The sequence below is a fragment of the Streptomyces niphimycinicus genome, from assembly GCF_018883605.1.
Classification (GTDB): Bacteria; Actinomycetota; Actinomycetes; order Streptomycetales; family Streptomycetaceae; genus Streptomyces; species Streptomyces niphimycinicus.
In genome coordinates, this window is sequence record NZ_JAHLEM010000969.1 from 1 (window position 1) to 1,593 (window position 1,593).

Consider the following 1,593-nt stretch of genomic DNA (forward strand, 5'->3'; position numbering starts at 1 on the left):
GCGCCCCGCGATGACGTTGGCGAGCATGCCGGGGAACGAGTCCTCGGTCAGCCTCGGCAGTTGCTCCTCCAGACCGGGCGGCAGCGTGCCGACGTAGGCGGGCAGCACGGTGCGCAGGGTGGAGGCGTTGGCCAGGTCGCTGCCCGCCTCGGCGCCGAAGATCACCGAGGTGCGGCGGTGGTCGGCGTCCGGCCCCTCGTAGCCGGCGTCGGCCAGTGCGCGCCGGGCGGCCTCCAGGGCGAGGAGCTGTACGGGTTCGATGCTGGGCAGGGAGGCGGGCGGGATGCCGTAGCTCAGCGGGTCGAACGGGATCCGGGGCAGGAAGCCGCCCCAGCGGGAGGGGGTGCGTTCGCCGTCGCCGTCCGGCGCGTAGTACAGCTCGGGGTCCCAGCGTTCGGCGGGCACCTCGGTGATGCTGTCGGTGCCGGACATCACATTGGCCCAGAACTCGCCCAGGTCGCGGGCGCCGGGGAACATCGCGGCCATGCCGACCACGGCGACGCGCAGCGGCGCGGGTGCCTCCTCGGCGGCCGGGGCGGGGGCGGTGGCGGCGCGCTCGGCGAGCCAGGCGGCGGCGCCCTCGGTCACCTCCCGGTGCAGCGCCGCGACGGTGGTGACCTCGGCGCGCAGCACACTGACCTCGCCGGCCATGAACATGCCCTCGGCGCCCTGGCGTTCCTCGTCCACCGCGCGCAGTTCGTCCCCGACCCGCTCGACGCCCTTGGAGGCGATGCGCAGCCGTCCGACGTTGAACCGCTCCAGGCGCTCCCAGATCTCGCGGTCCGGCACGCCCTGGGCGGTGAGTTCGTCCCGCAGCTCGGCGAAGTCGCGGGTGACCTCGCTGGCCGCGCACCGGGTGGCGTGGCCCGGCGCGGTCTCCAGCAGGTCGGTGCGGTCGGCGGCGAGGACCCGCCGCTGGAAGAGCGGCCGGATGGCGCCCGCGCCGACCGCCTCGGCGGTGACCAGGTAGGCGGTGCCCATCAGCACGCCGAAGGCGGCGCCCGCCTCGGTCAGCGGGGCGGCGACGGTGGCGGCCATGGCGGCCGACCGGGCGTCGTGGATGCCTCCGGCGAAGAGCACGGTCAGCTCCGTGGCCGCCGCGGGGCCCTGCTCGGCGAGGAACTCGCGCAGCACCTCGGTCTGTGCTTCCCACAGCGGGAAGCTGTTGCGGGGCCCGATGTGACCGCCGCATTCGGCGCCCTCGAAGATGAACTTGCGGGCGCCCGCGGCGAGGAACTGCCGCAGCAGCCCCGGCGAGGGCACATGCAAAAAGGCCGAGATGCCCTCCGCCTCCAGTGCGGCGGCCTGTGCGGGACGGCCGCCCGCGATGACGGCGTGCGTGGGCTTCAGCTCCCGGACGACGGCGAGCTGGGCCTCCTTGACCTGCTCGTCGGCGAAGCCCAGGATGCCCACGCCCCAGGAGGCGCCCTCGGGCAGCGAGTCCCGGGTGCGCTCCAGCATGGCCCGGGTGCGCGCGGCGTCGGCGAGGGCGAGGGCGAGGAAGGGCAGGGCGCCGTCGGCCGCCACGGCGGCGGCGAACGCGGGCTCGTCGCTGACCCGGGTCATCGGGCCCTGGGCGACGGGCAGTCGGGT

At 75.6% G+C, this 1,593-nt stretch carries 1 protein-coding gene; it reads right to left on the reverse strand.

Annotated elements, in window-relative coordinates:
- A partial coding sequence (locus KN815_RS46200; protein WP_216347767.1) for a beta-ketoacyl synthase N-terminal-like domain-containing protein occupies nt 1-1,593 on the reverse strand: 1,593 nt, incomplete at both ends.